Genomic DNA, 22,076 nt, shown 5'->3' on the forward strand with positions numbered 1-22,076 from the left:
TGAGCCGACCTAACCTGGGGGCATGGGACGCTCTCCTTTCACTCTAGCCGCGGCAGTGACCGCCGCACTGCCCGGGGCGGAGGTCACGGGTGCCCGTGGTCTGAGCGCGGACGGCGAGGGCCGGTTCGATTCGGCCATCGCCACCCTGGCCGATGGCCGTGAGCTCGCGATCCGCGTCGCAGACGACGACGAGACGGCGCGCGAACTCGCCGCCGAGGCGATCGCGCTTCGTGCTCTCACCGACGGCGCTCGAGCGATGCTGCCGTTCCGGGTGCCGGCCTACATCGGGGAGACCCGACTCGGCGAGGGACGCGCGCTCGTCACCGAGCTGCTGCCCGGGTTCCAGATCGACGCGGCCCACGTGCCGGCGGGGCGCGGCGCTGCCCCGTCGATGGGGTCAGCGATCGCCGCGGTGCACAGCATGCCCACCTCGGTGGTCCGCGGGGCGGGACTGGCCACACGCACGGCCGAGGAGAGCCGCGCCGAGCTGGATCGCCTGATCGACACGGCCGCATCGACGGGGAGGGTTCCCGCGCGTCTCACCGTGCGATGGCGCGACGCCGTCGCCGACGACGACCTGTGGCGCTTCGAGTCCACCGTCGTGCTCGGCGGCTTGCAGTCGACGTCCTTCCTGTTCGAGGACGACCCGGAACGCGGCCCCGAAGTCATCGGGCTCCTGGGCTGGCATGGACTGTCGATCGGTGATCCTGCGGTCGATCTGTCGTGGCTCTCCGCGGCACCCGAGGCGTCCGACGATGTCCACGCCGCGTACTCCGGCGCACTCGACCGCGCACCGGACGCCGGCCTCGAAGTGCGTGCTCGTCTGCTCGCCGAGCTCGAGTTCGCACGGTGGCTCGTGCACGGCGACGCCATGCATCGACCGGATATCGTCGACGACGCGGCCGCGCTGCTCGAGGCTCTCGCCGAGGGTCTGCGTACCGATGACCTGAGCGTGATCGATGCCCGCAGCGCCGGAGTCGACTCTGCCATGGACGCACTCGACCGCGTGCCCCGAGACGCCGTGACCGAGGTCGACACGTCGATGCAGACCGACGCCTACAACCCCGAGGAGCTGTGGATCGACGTTCCGGCCGAATCGGAGGAAGGCGCGACCGACGCGACTTCCACCGATGTCGTCGAACCGCTTCGCAGCGGTGCCGAAGGCCAGGGACAGGAGCGGGACGACAGCTCCCACCGCGCCGGGATGCTCGACCGCGAGACCGAGGACCTCTCCGAAGCGCGGAGCATCTTCGCCGGCACCCACCGCACCGATGCCGGGGACAGGCATGGCATTTCCGGGGCGCAGTCGGAGACCGCGTACGACGAGGATGACTCCGAGGAAGCTCAGCGCGCCGCGCGAGCGGCACTCCAGCGTTGGAAGAGCTCTTCCTCCGAGTAGATCCGATCGTCGCGGATGATCAGGTCGTCGGCCACGTAGTACAGCGCGACATCGATCTCCTCCAGCGGTACGTCGAATCTGCGGTGGTACGCGAGACGGTAGAGCGCGAGCTGCAGCATGCGCTCCTCCCGCTCGGCGGCGGTGCGCGGGGCCTTGCCGGTCTTCCAGTCGACGATCTCGACGCGGCCGCCGCGGTCGGCGCGCCGGTACACGGCATCGAGCTTGCAGATGACGATGTGACCCCCCGCAGCCTCGTCCGCGGAGAGGCCTGCACCGAGCACGAAGTCGATCTCGATCTCGACGGCGATGGGCTGCAATCCTCCCCACTCGCTGCGCTCGAACGTCGCCTGCAGCACGGCGAGGTCGGCGGCGTCGGCGGTCGTTCCGCGCCCCTCCCCCGACGCCCTCGTCAGGTGCTCGGCCTCGATCGGCGCCTCCTCCTCATCGAGCTCCCAGAGCGCCTCATCCACACGGCTGCCGACGCCCACGAGCTCGGACCGCTGCTCCACCCAGGCGTGGAACAGCGTGCCGAGGCGGGTCTGCCGGTAGGGCCGCTCCGGCATCGGCCTGACGATCGACGAGAGGGTTCCGGAGAAGTCGGTGACATAGTCCTTGAACCTCGAGGCCGGCACGCGCGTCGGCGCTTCCGCATCGGCACCGCGCTGTCTGGCCGCACGCTCGGCGAGCAGACGAGCGAGCTCGATCGAGGGTTCTGCCGTTCCCCGGAGCGTGGCCTCTTCGACAGCCGCTGCCGCTGCGGACACGACACCCCGCCGAGCGCCCAGCGGGTCGAGGGGCCAGCGGAGCGTGGAACCGGGGCCCTCATACGGATTGTCGTCCGGATCGACCTGATCGATTTCCTCGAACCCCTGCGCCTCGATGGCTTCGAGCAGATAGGGACTCGGCGTGCGCGGGGACTTCTGCCCCGCCCAGTGGGAGCCGCTCAAGAGCAGATCGGTCCGCGCACGGGTGACCGCGACATACGCCAGACGTCGCTCTTCCTGCTGCTGATACGCCCGGTACGCGTCTTTGAAGCGCTTGATCGCGCCCCCCTGCGGATTCGCCTTGGTCGCGCCGCCGGAGAGCGACGCCTGCGCGAGCTTCTGACGCTTGACGGGGTCGGTCTCGTCGCCCATCGCCCCGACGGGGTCCCACTCGAAGCGGGGCAGCGCATCTCGGTCGCCGCGCAGAGCGAAGGGGACGACGCCGAACCCGAACCACCCTGAGGCGTCGGAGACACGGCTCGGAAGCTCGTCGACCACGAGTCGGACGACCGCGACGGCATCCCACTCCAGGCCCTTCGAGCCGTGGATCGTCAGCAGCTGCACGACGCCGGGTTCCGGCGGTTCCGGCCGAGGCATGAGCTCGTCCGTGCTCTCCGCCTTGTCGAGCCAGGCCAGCAGGCTGCCGATGCTCCCCCGGTCGTCGGCGGCGAGGAAGGCCCTGACCTCGTCGGAGAACGCGCGCAGCTGCGTCGCGGCGATCCGGGCAGGCCCTCTGGTCTCGTTCGCCGCCAACTCGATGTCCAACCGCAGTTCGAGCTCGATCAGGCGGATCAGCTCCGGGATCGGCTGCGAGGACGCTCGTCGCAGACGCTCCAGCATCTCGCCCGCGGCGCGCACGCGTGCCCGCCCGTCCGGGGTGATCGCTTCGAGCAGTCTGTAGTCGTCGCGCACGGCCCTGACCACGTCGACGGCGTCGATGATCGACACCGCCTCGTCGGCGCCCCGCGACCCGCGCAGCCGCGAACGGATCTCCTCAGGCAGCGGAGCCATCGCGGGGTCACGCTCCGAGAGCGTGCGCCCGAGGTCGTAGAGCGCCGCCATGTCGGCCACCCCCACGCCGAATCGCGGCCCGGTGAGCAGTCGGATGAGCGCCGATCCCGCCGTGGGGTCGTGCACCACGCGGAGCGTCGAGACGACGTCGACGACCTCCGGCGTCGCCAGCAGTCCGCCGAGACCGAGGATCCGATGCGGGATCCCCCGGGCTGCAAGCGCAGCCGCGAACGTCTGCATGTGCCGCTTCGAGCGGAACAGGATCGCGCCGGTGTGCGGCTTCGTCGCGTGTGCCGCTGCCGTGTCGCGGGCATCGTGTGCCGCTCGACGCTCGGAGAACCACTCCGCCACGGCTGCTGCCTCCTCGTCGACCGTGAAGGGGTACTCCACGGTCACGGTGCCCTCTCCCGCCCCAGGACGGGGTTCGAGCGGGGGCACGTCGAGCCCGGGCCGCTGGAGCGGTTCGAGCACCCGGTTCGCGATCCCGAGGATACGGCGGTCGTTGCGCCAGCTGGTCATGAGGCTGTAGGTATGCGCCGCGCCCGTGCTCGAGAACGTGCCGGAGAACGCGTAAAGATTGTCGGCGCTCGCCCCTCGCCAGCCGTAGATCGACTGGTGCGGGTCGCCCACGGCCATCACCGCCGAGTCACGGAAGAGCTCCGCGAGGAAGCGGGTCTGGATGACCGACGTGTCCTGATACTCGTCGAGCAGCACCACGCGATGCTGCTCGCGGAGCTCGGCGCGCACATCGGGCGCCGACTCGACGATGTCGTATGCGCCGCCGACCTGATCGGCGAAGTCGAGCACGCCGCGACGATGCTTCTCCGCGATGTAGTCGCGCACCAGGCTCGACAGCGTCGGAAGACTGAGCAGGTTCACGGCCGCCTTCTCGACATCGCCGTTGCTCCGATAGGGCTCGAAGGCGAGGGCCTGCTCCCGGGCGATGCGCTCGGCGAGATCCAGGTCCACACGGTGGTCGAGGGCGTCTCCGGCGAGCCGCTGCACCGCATCGATGACCGTGCCGAGCGCGAAGTCGATGTTCTCCAGCTCAGGGAGATCGCTACGCAGCACGACCTCGCGCGCGAGCATCCAGGAGGCCGCCTGTCTGAGCATCGCCACGTCGGGGTCTCGCCCGATGCGTGCAGCGTGCTCGCGGACGATGCCGTCCGCGAAGGCGTTGTAGGTCGAGACCCGAGGCCGGATCATCAGGTCCTCCGCCGCCCGAGGGATCACCGGGTCCCACCCGGTCCCGCGCTGGGCGGCGAGCTCGTCGAGCACGTGTGCACGGACCACCTCGCGCTGGCGGCCGGGCGCCGCCTCCTCCACCCTGCGCAGTGATCCGTCCGCCACGATCGCCGGGAGATGGGGCAGGAGTCCACGACGACCGTACTCGTCGATGACCGCGAGCCGATGGCCGATCCGCTCCGCGAGCTCACCCGCAGCCTTGCGCGTGAAGGTGAGGCCGAGGATCTCGTCGCGGCGCACGTGCCCGTTGGCGACGAGCCACACGACGCGCCCCGACATCGTCTCGGTCTTCCCGCTGCCGGCACCCGCGACCACGAGCGCAGGTTCCGGGGGCGCCTCGATCACACGCTGTTGGGCGGGGGTCGGCGAAGGCTGGCCCAGCGCGGCGGCGATGTCGGTCGCGGAGATCGAGACGCCGACGCTCCACCGTGCGCCGTTCTCCCCCGTCACGAGCTCACCGCCGGCACCGTGTGAATACGGCAGGGATGCACCCGACGCTGGGTGTCGGCACAGTGCGATTCGACCTGCGCTGTGAAGCTCGAAGCCGACATGCCACGCGCCGCATCCGATACGCGCATCAGGAAGGCCGAGCGCGACTCGTCGTCGAGCGTGTGCTGATGGGCGATGCGGTAGTCGCTCTTCGCGAGGGTCTTCGAGACGATCACGAGCCGCGCTCCGGCGAGTGAAGCCGGCGGCGCCCCCTCGACGAGTCCCTGCTGCACCGCGATCTGATAGGCGGCCAGCTGCGCATGCTCGAGCACGCCGGAGTCGGATTCCGGATCGTTCTTGCCCGTCTTCAGATCGACGACGACCGTCGGGCCCTCCGGACCGCCCGACATGGGCTGCCATCCGCGGCCTCGCGCCGCCGCATGCTCACCCGCGCCGGCGGGGTAGGCCTCCACCCGATCGATGTAGCCGTGGATGATCGCCTGATTCGCCCTGCTCTCCCCCACCGCCTGCACGGTCGGCACGACATCCTCATCCTCGCCGCTCGCCCCCGCCACGTCGACGGCGAAGCGGAACTCGACCTCGCTGCCGATCACCCTTCCGCCTTCCCGACGGACGTCGCCCAGGTAGGCGTGCAGCCTGTCGACGAGCAGATCGGCACGGCGTCGCTCCTTGCGTCCGATCCATTCGGTCTCGAAGTCGAGCTCCGGCCACTGCTCGGCCACGATCGCCCGCATCTGGTCCAGGTCTCCGTCGGGAACCCGCTCCATCGCCTCGTGCACGATCGTGCCTATGCCCGCCGTCGGCGGCATCACGGTGTCGCCGCCGAGTGCCGAGACGACCCAGTTGAGACCGCACTCCTCGTAGGACTCCATCTTCGAGGGCGAGACCCGCGCACCCGTGACCGCGAGGTCGCGCAGCGGCGCATCGGTGGAGACGGGCGTCACTCCGTACCATTCGGCGGGGTCCGCACCCGGGACCCCCTCGCGGGCGAGGACGGCGAGCTGCGCAGCGGCGACTCGCCGCACGGGTTCGGCGGATGTCGTGGTGAGGGCGCGTCGGTGCCGTGCGACCAGGCCTCGCAGGGTGAGCGGATGCTCCGCCGAGGCATGCCGCTCAGGCGGCTCGGGAGCGGGCAGGAAGCCGAAGAACGGACTGGGAGTCAGATCGTCGTCGTCCACCGCAGTGATCAGGAGCCGATCGCGCGCACGTGACACGGCACGGACGAACAGACGCAACTCGTCGTGGAGCGCAGCCCGTCGCCGGTCGAGGACGCCCGGCGGCTCGATCGCCATCCCCGTGCGGACGGCCTGGATCGCGTCGGGCAGACGCCACGTCTGCAGCAGTCCACCGCGAAGGCGCACATTCGGCCAGATGCCGTCCTGCACGCCGGCGACGACGACCGCATCGAACTCGGTGCCGAGCGCCGTTGCAGGGGTCAGCAGCGTGACCTTTCCCGGCCGATCGGGAGTCGACAGCGAGTCCTCGGGAACTTCGCTGTCGAGGATGTCCCGCACGAACACCTCCGGCCTCTCGTTGGGGGTGCGTTCGACGAAGCGCTTGGCCGCGTCGAACAGCGACACGAGCGCGTCGAGCGAACGCGCGGTCTCCGCCCCCGTCGGCAGCAGCGAGATCTCGCGCCAGGCGACCTGCAGTCGACGCCCGTCGACGGCTCGGGCCTGGTCCCACACCCGCCAGAGCAGGTCGTGGATCGTCTCGCCGGCATCCGCACCGCTGGCGAGAGCCTGGATGGTCTCGGCGAACCTCTCCGCAGTGCGCGACTCCGGAGCGTCGATGAGAGTGAGGTGGGCAGGATTCGCCATCGCCTGCCGCAGCAGCTCCCGCGCGGGGGTGGAGCCGCCCTGCTCGAGCTCGACGTGTCGGAGCCGGGCGCGCAGGCGCCGCAGCCCGATGGCGTCCATCCCCCCGAACGGGGTGCGCAGCGCCTCCTCGAGCGCGGTCGAGGTGCGCTCTTCGACGGGCGTGAGAGCCAGACGAACGATGCCGACGATGTCGCGCACGATCCCCTCGCTGCCGAGCGGGCGTTGCACACCGGCTGCGCGCGTCGGGATCTCCCTGGCGGCGAGCTCGGTCTCGAGCGTGGTCACCTGCCGGGTGTCGTGGGCGATGACCGCCATCCGATCCCACCGGATCCCTTCGGAGAGGTGCCATTCGCGCATGACACCGGCGATGCGATCGAGCTCTTCGTAGGGAGACGGGGCGATGAACGTGGAGACTCCGGCGTCGACGTCATCGGCCGTCGCCGGCACAGGCGCCCGCCGATGCTCCACCCGCCCCGACACGCCGATCGCCTGCGTCACCGTGCGGGTGAGCGCCGTGAGCGCCGGACGTTGACGATGGGGGCCATCGAGCACGTGCACATCCCCCAGCACCCCGGCGAGCTGCGCGAACAGCTCGGGGCTGGCTCCGCGGAAGGAGCCGGAAGAGATATCCGGATCGCCGAACGCCAGCACGGCGATCCCCCGACTCCGCAGGGCCTTCACGACCGATATGCCGCCGCGGGTGAGCTCCTGAGCGTCGTCGATGAGCACCACGCGCAGCGGTGCCAACGGGCCGAGAGTCGCCGGATCGGCCGTGTGCAGGATGGCGCTCGCCTCGCTGAGCAGGTCGGCGGCATCGCGATGTGCGGATCTTAGGGCGTCGAGCACGGCTCGGTACTCCACGAGGAACTCCGCCGTCGCCGCCCACACGGCGTTGCCCGATGCACGAAGCTCCGCAGCGTCCACCCCGAGTTCGGTGCACTCGGCGAGGAAAGCGCGCAGCTCGGAGCGGAATCCCTTCGACGCCCGCACCGACGCGCTCAGGCTCTCCGGCCACGGGATGCGCATGTCCTCCGCGTCACCGGCGAGGAGCTCGGCGATGATGCGGTCCTGATCCGCGCCCGTCAACAACGCCGGCGGCTCGGACCCCTCCTTCACCATCGCCCCCCGCACGAGCTGGAAGGCGAACGAGCCGAGCGATCTCGCGAGCGGACCCGGCGTGGCCTGCCCGATCCTGACTCCGATCCGGTCGCGCAGCGCCGTCGCCGCCTGACGGTTCGGGGTGAGGGCGAGCACCTCTTCGGGGCGCAGGGCGTCTGCATCGAGAAGGTGGACGACGCGGTCGATGAGGGTGCGGGTCTTCCCCGTGCCCGGTGCGCCGATGATGACACCGGACGCGTGCGACTCCGCGGCGATCACAGCACGCTGAGCGGAATCCGGTGTCATGACATCAACGCTATCCGGACGCGCGGACATCACCGTCCCCACCCGCCTGAGGCCGCCCGCAGCCATGGTGCCTTCCCCCTGTGCGCTCACGGCGAAACAGGCCGCGACCGCCGATCCCGGCCTGTACTCCCGGGGTAGAGTTGGCGCAGTCCCCGAACTTCAAGGAGCACGCGTGGAAATCCGCATCGGCATCATCAACACCGGCCGTGAACTGAGCTTCGACACCAGCGCAAGCGCCGAAGAGGTGCGCACCCAGGTCGCCACCGCCCTCGAGCAGAGCGCGTCGCACGTGAGCTTCGCCGACGTGAAGGGCAACTCCTACATCGTCCCGACCGCGAACCTCGCGTACATCGAGCTGGGCACCGAGGAATCCCGCCGCGTCGGCTTCGTCGCCTGACCCGACGATGTACATCCTCCTCGCACTCATCGGCGCGTGCGCTCTCGGGATCGCCGCACATTTCCTGATCGGCGGTCGTGAGCTGCGCGGTGTCGCTCTGACCCCCGCCATCGCGACCGCGGTGGCTGCGGTCCTGTACACCGCGCTGCAGTGGGCGGGCGTGGGCGAGGACAGCATCTGGCTGTGGCTCGCGAGCGTCCTCGGAGCCCCCATCGTCGCTGCACTGGCGACCGTGGCGATCACCGGGATGCGCAAGCGCGCCGACGCCCAGAAGCGAGTCGCGCTGGGAATCTGACCGCCGTCGGAATCTGACCGCCTCGAACCGACCGCGCGTGTGGCGATGTCGGGTCAGGACGCGAGTCCCATGGCGTCCATGCGCCGTGCGTGAGCGCCCATGAGCTCGGTGTACACCGGCTCGATCCGCTCCTCGTCGACGTCGAGACGCTCCGGCCGCAGCGCCGAGCGACAGACGAGGATGGTGTCGCCGACGAGACGGCGGGCCCACATCGACAGCAGCGACCGCCACTCCTCATCGCTCTCGATGGTCTCCTGCACGATGGCGACGATCTCGTGCCTGGCATCGTCCTCGCGCAGGATCTGCGCCACGCGGTGCCCGGTCTCCCCGTAGCTGGAGGCGAGCGCGAGGTAGAAGTCGTCCAACATCCCTGCGGTGATGTAGACGGCGAGCAGCGTCTCGCGAGGGCGGGCGCCGATGGTCTTCCGACGGAACGCATCGAGGTTCTCCCGGAACGGCAGCATCAGCTGCGTCGGGTCGTCCCCCCGCTCCGCGATGAGCTCCACGATCCCGCGGTGCTTGGTGAGCGCGGCTCCGGCTGCGCGCGAGAGCGACTCCTTCTCGGAGAGCTCGGGGGTGCCGCGGATGAGACGCGTCAGCGTCTCGAAGTAGCCCAGCTGCAGATAGGCGGCCTGTCCGAGGAAGCGGTTCAGCTCGGGGGCGAGCTCGGCGAAGTCGATGCGCGTCGCATCTCCCTGCTCTCCCCTGCCGCGCAAGGCGAGGGTGCGTCGCGGCGCCGCATCGCGCTGCCAGAACCACTTAACCACGAGGTCGTCCTCCCGAGTCCACCACGACGTTCACAATACTCGTGCGGAAGCCCTCTTCCCGGCCTGCGGCACCCCTCGGGTAGGCTGGGCGTGTCCCCGCCGTCGGAGCGGGGCCCCGCGCCTGTGGCACAAGAGACGGCGTGGATCCGTGAACGTGGCGATCCCGCAGGGTCGCCGGACAGGCAATCTGAACAAAGTGACAACTTTCGCCGATCTCGGCATCGATCAGGACATCGTCGACGCACTCGCCGCCAAGGGCATCGTGGACGCGTTCCCCATCCAGGAGCAGACCATCCCCCTCGGCCTTCCCGGCCAGGACATCATCGGTCAGGCCAAGACGGGAACCGGCAAGACCTTCGGCTTCGGCATCCCGGTCGTCCAGCGTCTCGGCAAGAACCCGGAGCACGGCGTCAAGGCGCTCATCGTGGTGCCGACCCGTGAGCTCGCGGTGCAGGTGTACGAGGACATCGACCTGCTCACCAGCAACCGCTCCACCAGCGTCGTCGCCATCTACGGCGGAAAGGCCTATGAGGGCCAGATCGACCAGCTGAAGGCGGGAGCGCAGATCGTGGTCGGCACCCCCGGCCGACTGATCGACCTCGCCGGCCAGCGCCTGCTCGACCTCTCGAACGCGACCGAGGTCGTGCTCGATGAGGCCGACAAGATGCTCGACCTCGGCTTCCTCGCCGACATCGAGAAGATCTTCCAGAAGGTGCCGGCCGTCCGCCACACGCAGCTGTTCTCCGCGACCATGCCCGGTCCGATCGTCGCCCTCGCGCGTCGCTTCATGTCGAACCCGATCCACATCCGCGCCAACGACCCCGATGAGGGCCTCACGCAGGCCAACATCAAGCACCTCGTGTACCGCGCTCACTCCATGGACAAGGACGAGGTCATCGCCCGCATCCTGCAGGCGGAGGGGCGCGGCAAGACCGTGATCTTCACCCGCACCAAGCGTGCGGCGCAGCGGCTCGTCGACGAGCTGAGCGACCGCGGTTTCAACGTCGGCGGCGTGCACGGAGACATGGGCCAGGACCAGCGTGAGCGTTCGATGGCCGCCTTCAAGGCGGGGAAGAAGGACGTGCTCGTCGCGACCGACGTCGCCGCTCGAGGCATCGACGTCGACGACGTCACCCATGTGATCAACCACACCATTCCGGACGAGGACAAGACGTACCTGCACCGCGCCGGCCGTACCGGCCGCGCGGGCAAGACCGGGATCGCGGTCACCTTCGTCGACTGGGAAGACCTGCACAAGTGGGCCCTCATCAACCGGGCCCTCGAGTTCGGTCAGCCCGAGCCCATCGAGACCTACTCGTCGAGCCCGCACCTGTACGAGGACCTCGACATCCCCCACGGCACGAAGGGCCGCCTGGTGTCGGCGCCCAAGACGGAGTCCGTCAAGACCGAGCGCAGCCGTCGCCCCGAGCGGGCGACCGACGCCGCGGCGGAGGGCACCGACGAGAGCGGTACCCGTCGTCGCCGGCGTCGCCGCAACAGCTCGACGCCCGTGGGCTCGACGTTCGCCGAGGGCGCCGCGTCGTCGTCCAGCGGCGAGGGAGAGACCGCGCCATCGTCCGATCGCGGAGCCGAGGGCGCAGGGACCCACGATGGCGCTGGTAAGGAGCACCACGACGGCAAGCCGGCGCCCGCACGCCGTCGCCGCCGTCGCCGCGGGGGTTCCGGAGCAGGGGCCGCTCCCGTCGCGGGAGCCTGAGTCGTCACACCGAGAGGGCGCATGGGTCGGGAACCCCCCGAACCATGCGCCCTCTCGCATGCACGGGCGACGACGTCAGGCGCGACCCTCGCCGCCCCCTTGCACTCTCCTGGCGGTTCCGCTCCCCGTCGTACGCAACAGCGCTCCGGGAACCTGCGGCGGATACACCCAGGCCACCAGGACGACCGAGATGATCATCAGCAGGAACCACGAGCTCAGCTTGCTCAGCGAGACCGGTTGCCACCCTCCGGCCTGATCCGGATAGGCCCACGCGCCCGCCCAGGTGCCGATGTTCTCGGCGAGATAGATGAACACCGCCACACCCGCGAAGACGGCCAGCAGGGGAAGGCGGATCGTACGCCGCCAGACGCGCGCGTGCATCACGGTCGGGAGCCACAGCAGCACCACTCCGACGAGCAGCACCCACCGCGCATCCCACCACCAGTGGTGCGTGAAGAAGTTGACGTAGATCGCCCCGGCGAGGATCGCCGTCATCCAGCGTCGCGGATACCGCGTGAACCCGAGATCGAACAGCCGGTAGACGCGGACCATGTACGACCCGACCGCCGCGTACATGAAGCCGCTGAACAGCGGGACCCCGCCTATTCGGAGGATCCCGTCTGCGGCATACGCCCACGAACCCACATCGGTCTTGAACAGCTCCATCACGGTGCCGGTGATGTGGAACAGGACGATGACCCACAGCTCACGGCCGCTCTCCAAGCGGAAGACGAGCATCGTGATCTGGATCAGCACCGCAGCGATCGTCAGCGCGTCGTTGCGGGCCAGCGCCGCGTCGTCGGGATACCACAGGCGCGCGGCGACGATGAGGACCAGGAGCGCTCCACCGAAGATGCACGCCCACGCCTGCTTGACCACGAACACCGAGAACTCGATGAGGCCAGCGCGGACACCGTTCGACGGGGCGTCACGGAGGAGCCGGTGAGCCCACGCGTCGACGCGCCGCTCCAGGGAAGTCGCTCGCTGCATGCCTCGGACGGTATCGGTCCGGTTCGACAGCCCGCAGGGAAGTCGCCGACAGAACGCCGAGGGTCAGGGAAAACGCGGGGCGATGCCGGTGCCTCGTGCTATGAGCCTGGACACCATCTCCTCGGAGGTCGTGTTCTCGCCAGGGCGGTTCGGTTTGCCGGTGCCGTGATAGTCGCTCGATCCGGTGACGATGAGGTCGTGCTTCGCGGCGATCTCACGCAGCACCCGCTTGCCCGACTCCGTGTTCTCCCGATGCTCGACCTCGAATCCGCCGAGCCCCGCGGCGATGAGTCGCTCGATGAACGGCACGGGCATCATGCGGTCGCGACCCGCCGTCACGGGGTGGGCGATGATCGCCACTCCCCCCGCGTCCGTGATCAGACGCACCGCCGTCAGCGGATCGGGCGCGTAGTGCGGCTCGTAGTAGCCCTCGCGAGGGTGCAGGATGCCGTCGAAGGCCTCCGTCCGGTCCCGCACGATGCCGCGCGCGATGAGGGCGTCGGCGATGTGCGGGCGCCCCACGGTGGCATCCCGCGTTGTCTGCGCGACCACGTCGTCCCACTGCAGGTCGTAGTCCCGCCCGATGTTGCGCACGATGCGCTCGGCCCGGCCGATCCGATCGCCGCGGATGCGATCGGTCTCCGCACGCAGCGCCTCGTCCTCCGGGTCGAAGAGGTACCCGAGCACGTGGACGCTCCGCCACTCGTGCTTCGCGGAGAGCTCCATACCCGGGATGAACGTCATACCGAGCTCGACAGCCGCATCTCCGGCCTCGCTCCACCCCGTGGTGCGGTCGTGATCGGTCAGCGCCAGAGTACGCACCCCGTGCGCATGCGCCTGGGCCACCACCTGGGCCGGCGACTCCGTGCCATCGGAATGGTTGGAGTGCAGGTGCAGGTCGGCGGGACCGGCGAACCCGGGGGACGAAGTGGCCATCCTCCGAGCGTACCGAGCATCCGCGGCCCCAGGCCCGCTCCATCCCGCTCAGGCTCGGCACGGATGTCGAGGCAGGGACTTCCCAGGCGGCGCTCCTAGGCTGGAGGGGATGTTTCGTCTCCTGGGGATCCTCTTCACCGTGCTTCTCGCGATCGCGACGGCGATCGTGGTGTGGCCGCAGTTCTTCCGTCTGGAACAGACGTACCCGTTCGCGCAGCTGGTATCGGCGCGCGGTCTCGTACTCGGCGGATTCCTCGTCGTCGCGGCCCTGGCGCTCCTCCTCCTGTTCGCCCGCCCGCTGAGGGGGTTCGCCGCATCGATCCTCATCGTGGCGCTGCTGGGCGCGGGTGCGACCGCGGCCATCGGAGCCGTGCGCGGCTTCGGATCATCCGCGCTCCCGGAGAAGACCGACGGCAGTGTGCGCGTGCTCACCTGGAACACCGCGGGCGAGGCCGTCTCCGCGGAGGTGATCGCGCAGCGGATCCTCGATCAGGGAGCCGACATCGTCGCGCTCCCTGAGACGACCGAGGCCGTCGGCGAGCGCATCGCCATCATGCTGCGCGAGCAGGGACATCCGATGTGGGTGCATCACGTGCAGTTCCGACCGGATGTGCAGGACGGCCCGCAGTCCTGGCACACCACCGTGCTCGTCGCTCCAGACCTCGGCGAGTATTCCGTGATCGAATCGGCCAAGGACGGCACGAGCAACACCGGCTCCGTTCCCAGCGTCGTGCTCATGCCGACCGATGGGACCGGCCCCACGATCGTCGCGGTGCACGCGGTGGCCCCGCGTATGGAGGAGATGCAGCAGTGGCGGAGCGATCTGCAGTGGATCGCCGATCAGTGCCCGCAGGGTGACTTCATCCTCGCCGGCGACTTCAACGCCACCGTCGATCACATGGCTCCGCTCGGAGTTGAGGGCGGCGACATCGGATACTGCCGCGATGTGGCCGCCCGCACCGGGAACGGACTCACGGGCACGTGGCCGAGCTCGCTGCCCGCCCTCGCCGGTGCACCCATCGATCATGTGATGGCGTCGCAGAACTGGTCGCCGAGCGGTTCCGTCGTGCTCGACGATGCCGGCGGAAGCGACCACCGCGCCCTCGTCGTGCAGCTCGAGCCCGCCGGCTGAGTCCCACGCCGGCCCACCAGGTGACAGACTGGAGGGATGAGCACAGGAGAGCGCGACACGATCGCAGAGCCCACCGTCGAAGCGTCTGCCGAGAACGGCACGACGAACCGCAAGCAGCCGTTCCCGCAGGGCTTCCTCGACACCATCTCCACCGGCTGGGCCGAGCGTCCGGAGACGCTCCCTGCCCCGCGTGCGCAGGCCTCATACGCAGCCATCCGCCGCGCCGCCGTCTCCGCCGCGTTCCCCGGCAAGCGTCTGGTGATCCCGGCAGGCTCGCTCAAGCAGCGCAGCAACGACACCGACTACGTCTTCCGGGCGCATTCCGCCTTCGCGCACCTGACGGGGTGGGCTTCCGATGCCGAGCCCGACTCCGTCCTCGTCTTCGCGCCGACCGAGAACGGTCACGACATCACGCTCTTCTTCCGCGAGCGTGCCGACCGCACCACCACGGAGTTCTACGCCGACGCGACGGTCGGCGAGTTCTGGATCGGACCGCGCCCCTCCCTCGCCGGCGTCGCCGCCGACCTCCAGATCACGACGGCGCACCTCGACGAGCTCGAGGCGGTCGAGGGCGAGCTCGTGCTCGACGAGGACGAGGCGCTCACCCGTTTCGTCTCCGAGCTGCGTCTCATCAAAGACGAGTTCGAGATCGCAGAGATGCGCCGCGCGGTCGAGATCACGGCGAACGGCTTCGACGACATCATCCGTGAGCTCCCCGCTGCGACGGCGCACGCCCGCGGCGAACGCGTCGTGGAGGGTGTCTTCCACCGCCGCGCACGCGAGGACGGGAACGGCGAGGGGTACGACACGATCGCCGCATCAGGGCCGCACGCCTGCTACCTCCACTGGACCCGCAACGACGGGACCGTGGTTCCCGGTGATCTGATCCTGGTGGACGCCGGCGTCGAGGCGGACAGCCTGTACACCGCCGACATCACCCGCACCCTGCCGGTCTCCGGCACGTTCACCGAGGTGCAGCGCCGCGTCTACGAGACGGTCCGCGAAGCAGCGGATGCCGCGTTCGCCGCTGCCAAGGTCGGGGTGCGCTTCCGCGATGTGCACGGTGCCGCAATGAAGGTCATCGCCGAGCGCACGGCCGAGTGGGGTCTGCTCCCCGTCACAGCGGAAGAGGCTCTGGACGCCGACAAGGGCGGTCAGCACCGGCGCTACATGGTGCACGGCACCTCGCACCACCTCGGAATCGACGTGCACGATTGCGCGCAGGCCCGCCGCGAGATGTACTACGACGGCATCCTCGCACCGGGCATGGTGTTCACGATCGAGCCGGGGCTGTACTTCCAGATCGACGATCTCACCGTGCCCGCCGAGCTCCGCGGCATCGGCGTGCGCATCGAGGATGACATCGTGATGACCGAGGACGGTCCGGTGAACCTCTCGGCCGGCATCCCGCGCACGGCCGACGAGGTCGAGGCGTGGATCGCACGCCTGCAGAGCTGACATCGGCGGATGCATGAAGGGGAACTCGCGCTCGACACGGCGGCGGCGGCACGCCTGATCGCCCGGCGGTTCCCCGAACTGCGCGGAGAGCCGGTGCGACCCGTGCCTCTCACGGGGACCGTGAACAGGATCATCCGCGTGGGCGGGGAACACGTCGCCCGGTTCCCGCTGCTCGGGGCCACGGAGACCGAGCTCGCGGGCGAGGCCGCCGCTCTCGACGAGTTCGCCGCCGCCAGTCCCTACCCCGCGCCGCGACCGTACGGGATCGCCGCGCCGTCGCCGGAGTTCCCCTCGGCCTGGGCGATGCAGACCTGGGTCGAGGGCGAGACGGCGGACCCTGCGCGCTCCGCCGCCGCCCCGGCGTTGGCGCGCGACCTGGCCTCGCTGATCCTGGCACTGCGCGCCGTCGACCTCCGCGGACGCACCTTCGACCGCAACGGTCGCGGCGGTCGCCTCGGCGATCACGACGAGTGGGTCGCGCACTGCCTCGCCAGGAGCGCGCACCTGTTCGATGCGCCACGCGCCGAGAGGCTCTGGGCCGTGCTGCGGGAGCTCCCGTCTCCCGTCGCGGAGGTGATGAGCCACAGAGACCTCACCCCGTTCAATCTCCTGGTCGCCGAGCGTGCGGATGAGACGCGACTGGCCGGCGTGCTCGACGGCGGAAGCTTCGGACCCGCCGATCCTGCCCTCGACCTCGTCGTGGCCTGGCATCTCTTCGACGCACCGACACGGCGCATCCTCCGTGACGACGTCGGCGCGGACGACGTCGAATGGCACCGGGGCGCGGCATGGGCGCTCCAGCAGGCGCTCGGGCTCGGCTGGTACTACGAGGCCTCGAACCCGATCATGAGCGCACTGGGCATCTCGACGGTGCGACGTCTGCTGGCCGATGCAGGTCTCTCCGCGCTCATCGACTGACCGCTCTCAGCCGGATCGGCGAGCGCGGACGAACTCCGCGACGATCGGCGCGAGTGACGCTCCGATCTGCTCCGCCGGGCGCTTCCGCCCCTTGACCTCGAAGGTGTGCCCGCCGCCATCGACCCAGACGACGCGCGCATCCCGACAGCTCGCGACCGCCTCCTCGAACTGCGAGAGGGGCTGGATGAACGGATCGTTGGTCCCCTCGACGAAGAGCTGCGGCACCGTGATGTCCGGCAGATGCTCGATGCGCGGCTTCTCGGGCCGCCCCGGCGGATGAAGCGGGTAGCCGAGGTAGACGAGCCCGTTGACACGCAGACCTTCGGCGACCGCCATCGACGCCATCCGCCCGCCGTACGACTTCCCCGTCGCCCAGACGGTCGCCGCGGGGTCGGCCGAGCGGGCGAAGGCCACGACGGCATTCCAGGTGGCGATCGCATGCGGGGCGGGACCGGGCATGCGTCGTCCCTGCTCGACGTAGGGGAAGTTGAACCGCAGAGTCGAGAAGCCGCTCTCGCTCAGCGCATCGACGTAGCCCGTCAAGAACGGATGGTCCTTGCCCGTCCCGGCGCCGTGCGCGACGATCACCGTCGCGCCGTTGTCGCCGGGGGCCCAGTCGGCGGACACCGCCGCAGGTCCGGTCGGCAGCTCGACCTGGATCTCGACCATCAGGCGGCGGAAACCGGCACCGACGTCATGCCCGCTCGCCCTGGACTCCGTCGGAGTCCGGGCGGGGATCGGGAGCGGGAGTGTGCTCCGGCTGCACCGGCTCCGCCACCGGGTCTGCCGGGCGCGGCGGGATGACGGGTTCCTCGGGCGCAGGGACGGGCTCGGGCGCCGGCGTGGCTTCCGGCACCGTTGCCCCAGGAGTGATCCGCTCGCCGTAGCGGGGCGGTTCATCGAGGTTGACGGGGGGACGCACCGGTGCGACCTTGTTGGCCCCGAGCACCTGACGGGCCTTGCCCAGCGAGGAGGAGAGCACGGTGACCTCGTAGTGATCGGCGGCGAACTGCGTGACACTGGCGAAGTCTCGGCGACGACGCACGATCGCATAGGTGATCAGGCTCAGGAGCATTCCGACCGCGACGCCGATGAGCACGAAGCCCAGGAAGAGCTGGATCGGCACCTCGGGGTTGCCCAGCACGAGGATCGCGGCGAGGAAGAGACCGATCAGCACGCCGTTGATCGCGCCGGAGCGCGCTGCGGCGGCATAGCCGAGCTTGCCGGTCACCCGCTCGACCGTGCGCACGCTCTGTCCGACGATGGCGATGTCGCGCGCGGGCACCTCCCCCGCGATCAGCTTCGAGACCGTCTTCTGCGCGCTCTCGTAGTCGCGCATCGACGCGACGATCTCGCCGGTGTCTGTGCCGCTCGCGGGCCGGTTCAGCATGCTCATCCGGCTATTCTTCCACGCGCGCCGATGGACGGCCCGAGGCGCGGCCATCCCGCCGGAGACCTGAGCCGCCGACTACTCTGGAGAGGTGAGCACACAACGGGTATTCGCCGCGCGCCTCGCCGGGTGCGCCGTCTTCGATCCCGTCGGCGACCGGCTCGGCAAGGTCCGGGATGTCGTCGTCGTGTATCGAAGTACCGCGGCACCCCGCGTCATCGGCCTGGTCGTGGAGATCCCCGGGCGACGACACGTGTTCCTCTCGATCGGACGCGTCACCTCGATCCGCTCCGGCCAGGTGATCACCACGGGCCTGATCAACGTGCGCCGCTTCTCCCCCCGCGCCGGTGAGGTCCGCGTGCTGGCGGAGATGCTCGGGCGACGGGTGAGCTTCGTCGACGGCAGCGGCACCGCCGTGATCGAGGACATCGCGATCGAGCCCAACCGGCTCGGCGAGTGGGCGATCAGCCAGCTGTTCCTCCGCCGACCCAAGACCAGCGCCTCTCCCTTCGCGAAGGGCCCGACGACCTTCGCCGCCTGGAGCGAGGTGACGGAGCAGCGTGCTCCCGGCGAGTCGCAGTCGGCGGAGCAGCTCGTCGCCTCGTACTCCGAGCTGCATGCGGCCGACCTCGCCAACACCCTCCTCGATCTCCCGCAGCAGCGCATGATCGAGGTCGCGGAGGAGCTCTCCGACGACCGCCTCGCGGACGCCCTCGAGGAGATGCCCGAAGACGAGCAGGTGCACATCCTCGATCGCCTGGGAGACGAGCGCGCGGCCGACATCCTCGACCAGATGGAGCCGGACGACGCGGCCGACCTCCTCGCGCAGCTGGCACCGGACCGTCTGGAGCAGCTCCTCGAGCTCATGGAGCCGGAGGAGGCCGAAGACGTCAGGATGCTGCTGCGCTACGGCCCGGACACGGCCGGCGGTCTGATGACCCCGGAACCGATCATCCTGTCCGCCGATGCCACCGTGGCCGAAGCGCTCGCGCTGATCCGCCGCCACGAGCTGCATCCGGCCCTGGCCGCCGCGGTGTTCGTGACGCTCCCCCCGTTCGAGACGCCGACGGGGCGCCTGCTGGGGCTCGTGCACTTCCAGCGGATGCTGCGCTACCCGCCGCATGAACGGCTCGGCGCGATCCTCGACGACAGTCTCGAACCCGTGCCCGTCACCGCCTCCGCCGCCGAGGTGGCACGCCTCCTGGCCAGCTACGACCTGGTGTCGCTCCCGGTGATCGACGCGGCGCACCGCCTGGTCGGAGCGATCAGCATCGACGACGTGCTCGACTACCTGCTGCCCGACGACTGGCGCTCGCACGACAATGACGACGCCGCCGCTCCGGCGAAGGAGGTGCGCTGATGCCCCGCTCCCCCCGCCTCGACGCGCCAGGGCGCACGACCACACGCCCCAGGGCGACCTCACGCGACCGCTTCGGCCGTTTCACGGAGTGGGTCGCGCGGGCGATGGGGACGCCGGCGTTCCTCCTGATCCTCACCCTGTTCTGCGTGCTGTGGATCGTGTGGAACACCCTGATGCCGGACGAGTTGCGCTTCGACGACGCCGCGCTCGGGTTCACGGCTCTGACGCTCATGCTCTCGCTGCAGGCCTCCTATGCGGCACCCCTCATCCTGCTCGCGCAGAACCGTCAGGACGACCGCGACAGGGTGCAGATCGAACAGGACCGCCAGCGTGCAGAGCGCAACCTCGCCGACACCGAGTACCTCGCCCGCGAGATCGTGGCGCTGCGGATGTCGCTCGAGGAGCGCAATTCGCAGGTCGTGACGCGCGACGTGCTCCGTCAGGAGCTCAAGGCTCTTCTCGCCGAGCTCGAAGAGTCTCCTGAGAAGACCCGATCCGGCTCCGCATCGTGACGGCGGTGGAGCGCGTCCGATCCGCCGTCGCCGCTGTGACGGATCCCGAGCTGCGTCGTCCCATCGGCGATCTCGACATGGTCCGCGACATCTCGGTGGAGGGTGATCGCGCACACGTCGGCATCGTCCTGACGATCGTGGGCTGCCCCGCCGCTGCCAGGATCGAGACGGATGTGCGCGAGGCTGCAGCGTCCGTTCCCGGTATCGCCGAGGTCGAGGTCGAGGTCGGCGTGATGACTCCGACCGAGCGGAAGGCGCTCACGGCGAAGCTCCGCGCGGGCAGGCCAGCACGGCACATGCCGTTCGGCCCCGACTCCCTCACCCGCGTGATCCTCGTCTCCAGCGGCAAGGGCGGCGTGGGCAAGTCGACGGTCACGGCCAACCTCGCGGTCGCCCTCGCCGCGCAGGGTCTCTCCGTCGGGCTCGTCGACGCCGATGTGCACGGCTTCTCGATCCCTGGCCTGCTCGGCATCCCGGCAGGCACGCAGCCGACGCGCATCGACGACCTCATGCTCCCCCCTGTCGCACACGGCGTGAAGACGATCTCCATCGGGATGTTCCTCCGCGACGGCGAATCCGTCGTCGCGTGGCGCGGTCCGATGCTGCACCGCACGGTGTCGCAGTTCCTCACCGACGTGTTCTTCGGCGACCTCGATGTGCTGCTGATCGACATGCCACCGGGAACGGGCGACATCGCCATCTCGATCGGCCAGCTCCTCCCCCATGCGGAGGTGCTCGTGGTCACGACGCCGCAGACCGCCGCCGCCGACGTCGCCATCCGCAGCGGACTCGTCGCCCGGCAGACGGGCCAGCGCGTCATCGGCGTCATCGAGAACATGGCGGCGTACACCCTCCCCGACGGCACTGTCGTCGACCTGTTCGGCTCCGGAGGCGGCGCGGCCGTCGCCGAAGCACTCTCCGAACCGGAAGCCGCGGTCCCGCTGCTGGCATCCATCCCGCTGAGCCCCGCCCTGCGCGAAGGCGGAGACACCGGACGGCCGATCGTCTCCGACGACACGGACGATGCCGCAGCCGTGACCATCCGCGGCCTCGCGAGCGCGCTCGCGCACCGGGGCAGGGGTCTCTCCGGCCGATCCCTGCCCATGTCGATCCGCTAGGGACTGGGAGGATGCTCGGATGCCTGCACGTTCCCTGACCGTCGACGAGAGCCTGCTGCGACGGATGGCACGCGACGCCGCGATCTACTCGCTGACCCGTCCTGCGGCCATCGTCATGTGGGTCGCACTCGCGGCGGCGCTCGTCTTCAGCGTCGTCAACCTCACCGCGCCGGTGGCTCCGGGGGAAGAGGGACCTTACGGGGCAGGCTGGATGCCCGTGCTCATCGTCGCGCTCGCAGGTTTCGCCGTGTTCATGTCGGTGTCGGGGGCGCGCACCGCCGTGCGGATCGCGATGCCCGTCGGGACACGCGTGTGGGTGTCACTGGAAGACGAGGGTCTGCAGATGGGAAGCGGGCGACGTCGCTCCGACATCGCGTACCGCACGTTCCAGAGGATGCACGTGGGAAGGGACGCGGTGCTGTTGAAGCTGCGCGACACCTCGGCCGCGACCGCGATACCCCGCGAGCTGCTGACGGACGACGACATCGCCGCTCTCCGCTCCCGGATCTCCTAGCCCTCTCCCGCGGACCCCTGACGTCGCGACCGGGTCAGGTCGCCTCGGGATCGAACGGCGGGCGGTTGGTCGCGCTGAACTCCTGCGGGACCGCGCGCGAGGTGGCGATGGAGCCTGCGACCGGCTCCGCGATCGTCGCTGTGGCCTGCATCGGGGTCGCCGGCTGCGGCTCTTCCATGAGGGCATCGCGGATGATCCGACGCGGGTCGTACTGGCGGGGATCGAGCTTGCGCCAGTCGACGTCGTCGATCTCGGGGCCCATCTCCTCGCGCACCCTCGACTTGGTCGCACGAAGGTACTCGCCGGCCTTGCGGACCATACGGGAGAAGCTCTCCGCTGCGCGCGGGAGACGCTCGGGGCCGATGATCAGAACCGCGATGAGGCCGATCAGCAACAGCTTCTCGAAGGTGAGCCCGAACGTCATCTCTACAGGCTACCGCCGCGCCTGCGGTCCCCGCACTCGCGGACCGAATACGCTG

At 69.8% G+C, this 22,076-nt stretch carries 19 protein-coding genes; 11 read left to right on the top strand and 8 right to left on the bottom strand.

Annotated features, from left to right (window positions below):
• Positions 1-22 precede the first annotated feature (22 nt).
• Complete coding sequence (locus FFS56_RS02295; protein WP_249352925.1) at positions 23-1,399, top strand: hypothetical protein; 1,377 nt, start codon at positions 23-25, stop codon at positions 1,397-1,399.
• Here the strand turns inward: FFS56_RS02295 and FFS56_RS02300 are convergent.
• On the bottom strand, positions 1,345-4,869 hold the full coding sequence (locus FFS56_RS02300; RefSeq protein WP_249352927.1) for an ATP-dependent DNA helicase: 3,525 nt from the start codon (positions 4,867-4,869) through the stop codon (positions 1,345-1,347). The genes FFS56_RS02295 and FFS56_RS02300 overlap by 55 nt on opposite strands.
• Entirely contained in the window at positions 4,866-8,093 is a 3,228-nt protein-coding gene (locus FFS56_RS02305; protein ID WP_137771883.1) for an ATP-dependent DNA helicase, read from the bottom strand. The genes FFS56_RS02300 and FFS56_RS02305 overlap by 4 nt, the downstream gene beginning before the upstream one ends.
• 172 nt (positions 8,094-8,265) lie before the next feature.
• Between FFS56_RS02305 and FFS56_RS02310 the strand changes: the two genes are divergently transcribed.
• Positions 8,266-8,490, top strand: a complete 225-nt coding sequence (locus FFS56_RS02310) for a DUF3107 domain-containing protein (protein ID WP_046749549.1) — start codon at positions 8,266-8,268, stop codon at positions 8,488-8,490.
• Between the two features lie 7 nt (positions 8,491-8,497).
• Positions 8,498-8,785: a hypothetical protein gene (locus tag FFS56_RS02315; protein WP_046749550.1), complete on the top strand. Its 288-nt coding sequence runs from the start codon at positions 8,498-8,500 to the stop codon at positions 8,783-8,785.
• Positions 8,786-8,838: 53 nt separating this feature from the next.
• Here FFS56_RS02315 and FFS56_RS02320 read toward each other — a convergent pair whose 3' ends face one another.
• On the bottom strand, positions 8,839-9,552 hold the full coding sequence (locus FFS56_RS02320) for a ferritin-like fold-containing protein (RefSeq protein ID WP_046749551.1): 714 nt from the start codon (positions 9,550-9,552) through the stop codon (positions 8,839-8,841).
• A 196-nt stretch (positions 9,553-9,748) separates the two neighbouring features.
• Here FFS56_RS02320 and FFS56_RS02325 point away from each other — a divergent pair, with 196 nt between their 5' ends.
• On the top strand, positions 9,749-11,269 hold the full coding sequence (locus FFS56_RS02325) for a DEAD/DEAH box helicase (protein WP_046749837.1): 1,521 nt from the start codon (positions 9,749-9,751) through the stop codon (positions 11,267-11,269).
• 75 nt (positions 11,270-11,344) lie between these two features.
• On the opposite strand, the gene FFS56_RS02330 is transcribed toward FFS56_RS02325, so the two are convergent.
• Entirely contained in the window at positions 11,345-12,259 is a 915-nt protein-coding gene (locus FFS56_RS02330; RefSeq protein WP_127012382.1) for a DUF817 domain-containing protein, read from the bottom strand.
• 63 nt (positions 12,260-12,322) lie between these two features.
• On the bottom strand, positions 12,323-13,195 hold the full coding sequence (locus FFS56_RS02335) for a PHP domain-containing protein (RefSeq protein ID WP_113680308.1): 873 nt from the start codon (positions 13,193-13,195) through the stop codon (positions 12,323-12,325).
• Between the two features lie 109 nt (positions 13,196-13,304).
• Here FFS56_RS02335 and FFS56_RS02340 point away from each other — a divergent pair, with 109 nt between their 5' ends.
• The 3 genes from FFS56_RS02340 to FFS56_RS02350 are packed head-to-tail and all read left to right on the top strand — an operon-like array spanning position 13,305 to position 16,703.
• On the top strand, positions 13,305-14,327 hold the full coding sequence (locus tag FFS56_RS02340; RefSeq protein WP_046749554.1) for an endonuclease/exonuclease/phosphatase family protein: 1,023 nt from the start codon (positions 13,305-13,307) through the stop codon (positions 14,325-14,327).
• 36 nt (positions 14,328-14,363) lie between these two features.
• Entirely contained in the window at positions 14,364-15,785 is a 1,422-nt protein-coding gene (locus FFS56_RS02345) for an aminopeptidase P family protein (RefSeq protein WP_058631832.1), read from the top strand.
• Positions 15,786-15,794: 9 nt separating this feature from the next.
• On the top strand, positions 15,795-16,703 hold the full coding sequence (locus FFS56_RS02350; protein WP_046749556.1) for a phosphotransferase: 909 nt from the start codon (positions 15,795-15,797) through the stop codon (positions 16,701-16,703).
• A 6-nt stretch (positions 16,704-16,709) separates the two neighbouring features.
• Here FFS56_RS02350 and FFS56_RS02355 read toward each other — a convergent pair whose 3' ends face one another.
• Both FFS56_RS02355 and FFS56_RS02360 read right to left on the bottom strand, forming a co-directional pair.
• Complete coding sequence (locus FFS56_RS02355; RefSeq protein WP_046749557.1) at positions 16,710-17,372, bottom strand: alpha/beta family hydrolase; 663 nt, start codon at positions 17,370-17,372, stop codon at positions 16,710-16,712.
• Between the two features lie 25 nt (positions 17,373-17,397).
• Positions 17,398-18,099, bottom strand: coding sequence for a general stress protein (locus FFS56_RS02360; RefSeq protein WP_046749558.1), 702 nt, complete (start codon positions 18,097-18,099; stop codon positions 17,398-17,400).
• A gap of 85 nt (positions 18,100-18,184) precedes the next feature.
• Between FFS56_RS02360 and FFS56_RS02365 the strand changes: the two genes are divergently transcribed.
• From FFS56_RS02365 to FFS56_RS02380, 4 genes are read left to right on the top strand one after another with little or no spacing between them, the layout of a single operon-like run.
• Positions 18,185-19,453 (top strand): CBS domain-containing protein, encoded by a 1,269-nt coding sequence (locus FFS56_RS02365; RefSeq protein WP_046749559.1) that lies wholly within the window; start codon positions 18,185-18,187, stop codon positions 19,451-19,453.
• A complete protein-coding gene (locus FFS56_RS02370) occupies positions 19,453-19,965 on the top strand; it encodes a DUF1003 domain-containing protein (protein WP_045263089.1) in 513 nt (170 codons plus the stop codon). Before FFS56_RS02365 ends, FFS56_RS02370 begins: the two co-directional genes overlap by 1 nt.
• Positions 19,962-21,083 (top strand): Mrp/NBP35 family ATP-binding protein, encoded by a 1,122-nt coding sequence (locus tag FFS56_RS02375; RefSeq protein ID WP_127012383.1) that lies wholly within the window; start codon positions 19,962-19,964, stop codon positions 21,081-21,083. Before FFS56_RS02370 ends, FFS56_RS02375 begins: the two co-directional genes overlap by 4 nt.
• Positions 21,084-21,102: 19 nt before the next feature.
• A complete protein-coding gene (locus FFS56_RS02380) occupies positions 21,103-21,597 on the top strand; it encodes a YcxB family protein (RefSeq protein ID WP_046749561.1) in 495 nt (164 codons plus the stop codon).
• Positions 21,598-21,631: 34 nt separating this feature from the next.
• Here FFS56_RS02380 and FFS56_RS02385 read toward each other — a convergent pair whose 3' ends face one another.
• Positions 21,632-22,021 carry a twin-arginine translocase TatA/TatE family subunit gene (locus tag FFS56_RS02385; RefSeq protein ID WP_127012384.1) on the bottom strand — a complete coding sequence of 130 codons (390 nt, stop codon included), beginning with the start codon at positions 22,019-22,021 and terminating at the stop codon, positions 21,632-21,634.
• Positions 22,022-22,076: the final 55 nt, after the last annotated feature.

Source organism: Microbacterium sp. Beta, assembly GCF_005502545.1.
In the GTDB taxonomy this organism is placed as follows: domain Bacteria; phylum Actinomycetota; class Actinomycetes; order Actinomycetales; family Microbacteriaceae; genus Microbacterium; species Microbacterium oxydans.